We start from the raw sequence: 7,866 nt of genomic DNA, 5'->3' as shown, positions 1-7,866 counted from the left end.
TCATTTGTCTCTTCTATTTTGCCATCAGTTGTCCAATTCTATCTGACGACATACATTTTATAAGGATTATCACCGCTTCACATCAGCCTTCGATGCAGAAAGAAGAAGGGCTGTTCATATGATAAAATATGGTAAAGAACCCCAATTAAATATCTCTAAGCCTGAATTAGTTTTTCTAGATAGAGAACCAACGGAAGAAATTAAGGAGAAAATTTTCAAGCATGATAACTATACCTGCCAATGTTGTGGCAAAGCTATTAATCCAAAAATTAAGAAAGAGCGAAAACAACTACAAATTGATCATATAGTTCCTTACAAATTTGGTGGTGATTCATCTGAAAAGAATTTGCAAACGCTTTGTGTTACATGTAATGGCTATAAGAATATACACGAGATTAATTTTAGAGTAACAAAAACCCCATTAACCAGCTCCAAAGAACTTAATTTATTCCTTATCGACAAGCATGATAAAGAGGATTTAATATCCTGGAAAATGATAAATTTAAAGAGAGTGATAAACTTCTTCTACCATAGTAAAGCTGTATTGAGTTTAAATCTTGCTGGAAGATCAAAGCAAGTTTGGGAGGTTGAATTATATCAAGGTAATAATCCTCAATGGTTAGAAAATGAGAAATCTAAACTGTTGCATTATATAAAAGAGGAACTACAACATCCCAAGCTAGAGCAACTGATAATAAAATGATTCTCTCTATATAAAAGGGAGCTTATAAGGCTCCCTTTTACAAATTTATCTTAAATTTTGATTAGATACATTCCAAAGCAGAAGCATGGTTTTAAGAGAAGGATTGAACAGTGAACAGGCTATTTTACTCCCTCTAGAAGAATCAACCAAGTAGCTATTACTTTAGATCAACAGCAGCATTGGATGAAATAATTCTAAATCTCAAACATAAAAGCTATAGCAGTATAAAGCTAATGATTCTATTGTTATAGAAACTTACATTTTATATAAATACTAAATTGAGCTACCGTTTCTGCAATTGTATCCATTATTATATATTGAATGATGTTTAGAAGCCGCTAGACATATATAAATTTATTAAAATGGAATTACAGGAAATTAAAGAAATTGTTAAGGAGATTATCAATGCACATAAACCAATTATTCATGATATGAATAATTCGCATAGAGAAAATGAACTATTGGCACAGAACCAAAAGCTCCAGCAGGAGATTCAGCAGTTAAAGCAAATTATACATGTTCTCACAGCTCCTGGGCAGACAATATCTAATCAGGTAGAAACTGACAAGCAAATCAAGCTAGAGGCAGTTAGAAAGAAAGCAGAAGCACAGCGAATACGTATACTTGAAATGCAAGAGGAAGCAGACCTTCAAAAGCAAATAGAGGAGGCTGAAAAAGAAGCGGTAGTTATCTTAAAAATGTTGGAGGAAGAAGCAAATAAGGAGAAAGAGGAAGCCGATCTTCAAAGGCTTATTGAAGAGGGGGAGAAAGAAGCAGTAGTTATCCTAAAGATGTTGGAGAACGAGGAGAATACAAAGAGGGTGAGAAAGAAGCAAAAGAACTCCTAAGGCTACTGGGAGGGATGAAAGATAAAATTTTTGTAATACTCAATTCGTCAATGTAGGCTAAGTAGTGATGAAAATATTAGATTTGGATACTACCAAAGGCTACTTTGAGGTAGAAGAGTTTCTTTTATGCAAGATAAGGATTAAAAAGTACTAGACATCCTATACAAAATTCATTAAATACATATTAGGGACAGGTCCAGCTATATAAGATATAGTGATAAGCTGATTACCATTTTCTACAAAATACTAGAAGAAGTAAGAATATTCAACTCAAAATCTGAAGAACATAACTATCAATACAGATAAATAATTGATATAACTAAATTTAAGATACCGCATATTTACTATACTAATGATATTCAGAGTTCAGAAAACAATAATCAATAAGTATCTTGATTTGGTTAACCAAGAGGTTGCTACTGAGTCGGAAATTGCCCTACTTTATGGGGAAGGTAAAAATTTGTATAAAAACCGTTTGTTAACCAACAGTGACATTTATAGGCAGAAACTAGAAATAATTCTAGGTAACCTGGAGACAGATTTAGAAACGGTTAAACGCAAACGCACTAACAAAGAAATTAAGCTTGCAGTAAGCAATGATTTTTACCAAATCTTGAAAGATGACCTTCGAGGAGTCGACTACAGCAAAACTAATTTAGCGGACCTAGAAGAGTTTGAAGCTACCAGTGATTTAGCTATTACTACTGATAATGTTAAAGAGGTTCTAGAGAATCTTGTTATTCTAAAACGAAGATTATCAGCAGAAGCCGACCTGGAAAAGTTTGTAGCTGACCAGCTAGCAATGATATTTGGCAAAGATAGAGTTCATAGACAATACAGCGTAGGTGGTTTCCTGGCACTTAAAACCGATATTGATATTGGTAATGGGCAAGTAGGAATAGAAGTGAAGATTGCTGATGATTTAAGTGCAACAGATATGCAGCGCATGATCGGGCAGGTATTGTATTATAAGAAGCGATTTTATGACAACAACCTGCTTGTCTTAATAGCAAGCAAATCAACAATTAGCCCTACAATAAAAGAATTAAAAGATTTCATAGAAGAGCTGGGAGCGATAGTAATCTTTATCAAAGCTGTCAACCTATAAAATACAGAAGAGAATAACTAGCTAGTGCATATCACTATTTTTGGACACAAAGTCAACTTATAGATACGTCATTAACTGTGTGGTATTCTCTAAGTTGCTATAAAAAGTAGGCTGCTAACCTTGCTTGACCCTGTTCAATAATATTACAATTTATGTTTACTCAACCTATACCATTTGAGATACATATCACAACCAAGGATTTGCCGAAAACGAAGATTGATTTATTTGTTAATATATGTGTGCAGAATGGTGGAAAACCCTTGCTTATTGAACTCTACCAAGGGGAGTGTATATCACAACCGATGTTTAGCAAAGTTATTTATAGTGATAATTTAAATACTGTAATGGCTCAGGCTTCTAATTATACTCATTTACTACATCAATACGGTTTTCAAACCAAACGAATAAAAACTGAAATCCCAGCATCCTGTGTAGATACCGTGCAAATACCGACACAACCTGGATTTACCCCTTACTTTGAATGGCATGGAAAGATTGAGGTAAATCGCATAGACCAACTTCTAGAACTGTGTAGCAGCTATAAGGCTCACTTATCACGAAATTCCTTAAAAGATGAGAAGCAAACTCGGTTCCTTACTTTACGGGAATATGGAAGCAAGGAAATATTCCAGGAACGAATTGATGCCGTAGTTAGTAGATTAGCACAAGGGGGATGGCAGGTGTTGAAACAACAGTCCGAATACTGCCTATCTGATACGAATATAGACTTAGACAAAGGATGGCTTCCTAACTAATCGATGTGCAGATACCAGAAGAAAAAATAATGCCGATGCTTGCTTATGAAGCCTTTCTACGCCGAGCTTCCCAGGTCAACTTACCTTTCATGCTAAAAGGTAGCTATGTGACCAGGCAGTATTTCGTGAATCCTATAGAACGGATACCCAATGACCTAGACTGGGTCTACTTACATTCTATAGCGGATATAGAGAAAGCTAGAAGCTTATTTGATAGCTGGGTAATACAAGTAACAGAAACGTATGAACGGGATGGAGTCGAGTTTCAAAGCTTTAAGGAAAATGCCTTCTGGCGTATGCTTGACTATGCGATGGCAGATGATTTTCCTACCATTAATACGGACCTCAAATGCTGGGTAGACGGAGAAGAATTTGATTGGTTTGGTTTAGATATTTCATTTAACCTGGATGTCGAAGTACCTCCCATTCCCTTACTCTATACACCTTTAAGGGGCGAACCTTTCACTATTCCTTATACTGTTCCACTTTCCTTGCAAGTTGCCTGGAAGTTGCATCAAACTCTAGTCAGACCCCGCTTTAAAGATATTTTTGATTTAGTCCATTTACTAAAACACCCTTCCTTCGATGAAAGCGCATTTGAGCAAACACTGAAAGCTTTAATAAAAGAATGTAAAGCAGATAAAGTAAATATATATTCTCTACAGTGGCTGATTGATGGTAAATTACAGCCGTTGTTTAAAGAAGTAAACTTCAAGGATATGTGGGAATTTTGGCGCTTTGGTAAAAGCAGTAAACTTCCCTATGACTTTTATGAGAAAGCTCAGCAAATCACAGATGCTGATAAGTTACCTATCGATTTATCCTTGTTTGTGTCTCAATTCCAAACTGCATTACAGCAAGCAGGATTCAACTCAGAAGTGATCAGAAATTTACCTGCTACAACCTCTCACAAACACATAGACCATCGTATACCACTACAAGCAGATTTACAAAACGATATGTTAAGTCAAACCTCATTCCAGGATAAAAAGGCGAGTATTGTAAACTTCCTAAAGAGATTATTTCAATAAATAATTAGTGAGAAAAATAAGCTAACGTTTGCAGTCCAAGGTTGTCAAAATAAAAGCACATCATGGCAGATGGAAAGAAACATGCTCTCTCCCTATTATACGACTAGGTGGGAGGATTTATGGACTATTAAAATTTAACGTTCCATAGTAAATTAAATGTAAAAAGGTGAGAAATTAACTCACCTTTTTGATCATTTAGTTGAAGCAGTTTTGACAGTCTTTGAACCAACCCTTGTAAAAGTTCGGGTAAATTGCCCTATATCTTTGCCGCTAGCATCCTTTATTCGTCCCGAAGTGATCAACCGATCCCCTTCCATTTTTCTTTTGGCTACAGAAGTTTGATTTCTGGATTTATCCAACCCATAGATAAAAGTATGAATAAAATCATCTCCTTTTTTGATATAGGTGGCTCCTACTACACCTTTAATTTCTTTTCCATCCTTTGAAGTAGCTATTTCGAATAAATGAGTGGGTGTGATAATACGCATGGCTCGGTAAGTATCCGTTTGTTCTTCCCAGGCACCTACGGTGGTATGATCCTGTGCAGGTAGATCAATTTTCTGGTAAACTTCTTCCCAAGTATAGCGTACTCCTTTTTCGTCTTTTCCTGCATCACCTATCTGGATCAGCTTACCAGCTTCTAATTTAATTGCCATATCATCAGATTTTTGACCTAGCTTATCTTCCTTGCGGGTAGAATAGTCAAAATATTCATGATACTTTCCATCCTGTATTTGATAACGCCCTGCGACACTGCGCCTGAAATAGCTCTTAGTATTATCTAGACTATCTATTTTTTCGGCAATAAACATAAAATGAGTAGGAGTTAGTACTTTTACCTGTCTTGCTCTGTTTATAAAAATATCTTCTTCTACAACCTTTCCTTTGGAATCTTTGACTAAGATTTTTTCTAATTCCCATACACCTACATGTGGCTGTGCCAGTAGTTGTATGGAGCAGCAGCAAAGAATGATGATAGTGAATAATTTAGCACTCATATAGCTTATAAGTTTATTTGGTGGATGCAGTTTTGCTAGTTTTCTCATTTACTTTTTCATATACATCTGTCCAGGTATCAACCTTCCCATCTTTGAGCGTAGCCTTAGCATCTACAGTCATTTTAGCTCCTTCTAAGTGTGGAATTAATTCAACCTGAGCCGTGCCTGGGTACTTGGAATGTGTGTAGGTATCAATCACCATTTTATTACCTTGCATCTTATAGCTTCCAACAATAGCATTTTCAAACTGCTTGTTGTTATGTGCAATGATCATAAAGTGTGTAGGGTTAACAACCAAGAGCCGAGTATGGGTGGAGTTATCATGTTGCCACTTTTCGCCCCTGGCAGACGTACCTTTGGAAGAAAGCTGGTTCCATGTACCTATGGCTGGGTTGCTTTGGGCAGGAGCTTTTACTTTTTGAAATGTAATAACATAAGAGACTTTCTTTCCATTAGCATCTGTGCCACTGCCCGACTGCATGAACTTATCTCCTTCCAATTTATAGGTAAATGATGCTGCTCCACCTTTTTGCTGTTGAGAAATATACATAGGAGTTTCTGTGTATTTGTTACCTTCTACAGTAACTATACCTGTCATGGCTTTATCAAATACAAGTGAATCCCCTTGCTTCATTTGGGTGAAAAGGGCATAATGGGATGGCGTAATGATCTTGGTTTCTACAAACTGAGAATCATCGTAAGTAATCTTTTTTCCATCTGCGTCTGTACCTACAAAAGATACGGCTTGCCAAGTACCCACTAGCGGGTTTGTTTGAGCTACTAATTGGAGGGAAATTAACAGCATAAGGGTTGCTGTGAGTAATTTACTTTTCATGGTATTGGTAGGTTAGATTATTTGGAAGTAGAAACTGTTTTTGTATCTATGATGTCGAGTAGCTTTCCATCCTTGACAATGGTTTTCCCATCAATTGCTACAGTGGCTTTTTCTATCGGAAACGTCACCGCATCCATAAGTTTATTAGTCCCGCCAAAAAATTCATTGCCCCCTATCAGAACATATACATGACCTTCTGCTTCCATTGGACGAAAATCCTGGTTTTCATTACTGAATACTTTCACAGCAGGGTTTAATCCAATCGAAATACCCCCAAATTGAGTAAGCATCGGATCAGCCTCTTTTAGTTTGTCTGCTAGAGCGGATTGATTTTTTTCAGCTTTGTAGTTTTGCAGCTTTCCATTTACAAAATCAAAAGATGCATTGATAACTTTTACCTTATTGCCCTTGTCACTTACCTTATCTCTAGCCATAAAGACCTTCCCACTGGCTGATGTTTCTTTTCCTGTGATATGGATACTGCCAGTAGGTAGGGTTACTGCTTTATCTGCTTTCACAGAGCTTTTCATATCTTCATCGGAAATAACCCCATCGTTGACAATGGGAGAACGCCCAGCTAAATCAAATGAGAAGTTTGTTCCGTTAGCCGTTGTAATCTTTACTATTTTGCCGTTTTTAAATAATTCAGCTAACTTTTTTCCTTTGGCAGCTATGGCTGTGTAGTCAGCAGCCGTTGCTTCATTGATCATTTTCTCATAGGTAGCTAAGTCTAGACCACTATCTTCTGCATCTTTTTTCAATGGGAGGTTAACAAATACAAATTTTACTTGGGGATTTTCTTCAATTTTTCCATTGGCATGTTCTTCCTTCATCAGTTCATTGTGCTTGTCGTTATACTCTTTAGGAGCCTGTGCTTCAATAGCTTGATAGTCTATACCATCGGGCAAAATGATGGCAAGGTCTATCCTGCTATGTAGTTTATGCTCTGCTTGATGATGAGAAGAAAAATGTTCTTCTGGGATAGAAGTATAGAGTGCCTTTGTTACTCTTTCGGTTACCAGTGATAATGTTGGGAAAGCTCCTTTTTTATGGATTTGTTCTCCAAGAGCTTCCATGAGTTCTATCTGGTCTTTTCCTCCTTGTATCAATACTACTTCCCCAGCTTTTACATTGGCAATACTGGTAGCAATACGTTTAGCCAGGTCATCGCTGTTAATGGTTTGATTTTGTGCTAACATGGGCATTATGCTGCCTAACAATAAGGCGCAGAGTAGAGAGTTGGCTTTCATATGAGAATGGATTTTTTAGATTAAAAAGATATTTTTTATATCAAAAAAGATTCTAAAAACTTTCAGGAGCGTGATGAAAAAATATTCTACTAGTGACTTAGTGCAGAAGAAACTTGGCAGCAATGACTAGGATAAAATAATGCTAAAAAATGAAGAGAGCTGGATGTTGATTAAAAGTACTTGACTTTCAGACCAATGTCAATACTTAATTTTAGGTATTTTACGGTAAATAGCTTTAATAGCTTTAATAGCTTTTAATAATATGAATGTTTTACTCAGCATCTAAGATCATGTTTAAAAAGTAGAGAGGCAGAAATTGCAAGAATGCTAATTGAACA

General features: G+C 36.3%; 9 protein-coding genes. 6 read left to right on the top strand and 3 right to left on the bottom strand.

Translation table 11 applies throughout. From position 1 onward, the window contains the following. Positions 1 to 118 precede the first annotated feature (118 nt). The 6 genes from Q0590_RS36020 (at position 119) to Q0590_RS37735 (ending at position 4,583) form a co-directional block, all read left to right on the top strand. Positions 119 to 703, top strand: a complete 585-nt coding sequence (locus tag Q0590_RS36020; RefSeq protein WP_302042533.1) for an HNH endonuclease — start codon at positions 119 to 121, stop codon at positions 701 to 703. A 362-nt stretch (positions 704 to 1,065) separates the two neighbouring features. Beyond that, positions 1,066 to 1,551, top strand: a complete 486-nt coding sequence (locus tag Q0590_RS36015; RefSeq protein ID WP_302042532.1) for a hypothetical protein — start codon at positions 1,066 to 1,068, stop codon at positions 1,549 to 1,551. 352 nt (positions 1,552 to 1,903) lie between these two features. After that, positions 1,904 to 2,659 (top strand): hypothetical protein, encoded by a 756-nt coding sequence (locus tag Q0590_RS36010; protein ID WP_302042531.1) that lies wholly within the window; start codon positions 1,904 to 1,906, stop codon positions 2,657 to 2,659. Positions 2,660 to 2,811: 152 nt separating this feature from the next. Next, on the top strand, positions 2,812 to 3,414 hold the full coding sequence (locus Q0590_RS36005) for a hypothetical protein (protein WP_302042530.1): 603 nt from the start codon (positions 2,812 to 2,814) through the stop codon (positions 3,412 to 3,414). Between the two features lie 29 nt (positions 3,415 to 3,443). Then, the gene (locus Q0590_RS36000) at positions 3,444 to 4,445 is read left to right on the top strand and encodes a nucleotidyl transferase AbiEii/AbiGii toxin family protein (protein ID WP_366970824.1); all 1,002 of its coding nucleotides are present in this window, start codon (positions 3,444 to 3,446) and stop codon (positions 4,443 to 4,445) included. Next, positions 4,446 to 4,583 (top strand): DUF4113 domain-containing protein, encoded by a 138-nt coding sequence (locus tag Q0590_RS37735; RefSeq protein ID WP_366970822.1) that lies wholly within the window; start codon positions 4,446 to 4,448, stop codon positions 4,581 to 4,583. It abuts the gene before it with no gap. Between the two features lie 53 nt (positions 4,584 to 4,636). Here the strand turns inward: Q0590_RS37735 and Q0590_RS35995 are convergent, their stop codons facing one another. Genes Q0590_RS35995 through Q0590_RS35985 form a run of 3 tightly spaced genes read right to left on the bottom strand, consistent with a single transcriptional unit; the run spans position 4,637 to position 7,528 of the window. Then, complete coding sequence (locus tag Q0590_RS35995) at positions 4,637 to 5,443, bottom strand: hypothetical protein (protein WP_302042529.1); 807 nt, start codon at positions 5,441 to 5,443, stop codon at positions 4,637 to 4,639. 13 nt (positions 5,444 to 5,456) lie between these two features. Continuing rightward, the gene (locus Q0590_RS35990; RefSeq protein ID WP_302042528.1) at positions 5,457 to 6,278 is read right to left on the bottom strand and encodes a hypothetical protein; all 822 of its coding nucleotides are present in this window, start codon (positions 6,276 to 6,278) and stop codon (positions 5,457 to 5,459) included. A gap of 17 nt (positions 6,279 to 6,295) precedes the next feature. Further along, entirely contained in the window at positions 6,296 to 7,528 is a 1,233-nt protein-coding gene (locus tag Q0590_RS35985) for an aminopeptidase (protein ID WP_302042527.1), read from the bottom strand. Positions 7,529 to 7,866: the final 338 nt, after the last annotated feature.

This window comes from Rhodocytophaga aerolata (assembly GCF_030503435.1).
GTDB lineage: Bacteria > Bacteroidota > Bacteroidia > Cytophagales > 172606-1 > Rhodocytophaga > Rhodocytophaga aerolata.
This window is presented reverse-complemented; position numbering and strand designations above follow the sequence as displayed.

What these genes read in the sequence shown, in the direction of transcription:
- Q0590_RS36020 (WP_302042533.1), top strand. Translation starts at nt 119, where the DNA reads ATGATAAAATATGGTAAAGAACCCCAATTAAATATCTCTAAGCCTGAA.
- Q0590_RS36015 (WP_302042532.1), top strand. Translation starts at nt 1,066, where the DNA reads ATGGAATTACAGGAAATTAAAGAAATTGTTAAGGAGATTATCAATGCA.
- Q0590_RS35985 (WP_302042527.1), bottom strand. Translation starts at nt 7,528, where the DNA reads ATGAAAGCCAACTCTCTACTCTGCGCCTTATTGTTAGGCAGCATAATG.
- Q0590_RS36005 (WP_302042530.1), top strand. Translation starts at nt 2,812, where the DNA reads ATGTTTACTCAACCTATACCATTTGAGATACATATCACAACCAAGGAT.
- Q0590_RS35990 (WP_302042528.1), bottom strand. Translation starts at nt 6,278, where the DNA reads ATGAAAAGTAAATTACTCACAGCAACCCTTATGCTGTTAATTTCCCTC.
- Q0590_RS36000 (WP_366970824.1), top strand. Translation starts at nt 3,444, where the DNA reads ATGCCGATGCTTGCTTATGAAGCCTTTCTACGCCGAGCTTCCCAGGTC.
- Q0590_RS36010 (WP_302042531.1), top strand. Translation starts at nt 1,904, where the DNA reads ATGATATTCAGAGTTCAGAAAACAATAATCAATAAGTATCTTGATTTG.
- Q0590_RS35995 (WP_302042529.1), bottom strand. Translation starts at nt 5,443, where the DNA reads ATGAGTGCTAAATTATTCACTATCATCATTCTTTGCTGCTGCTCCATA.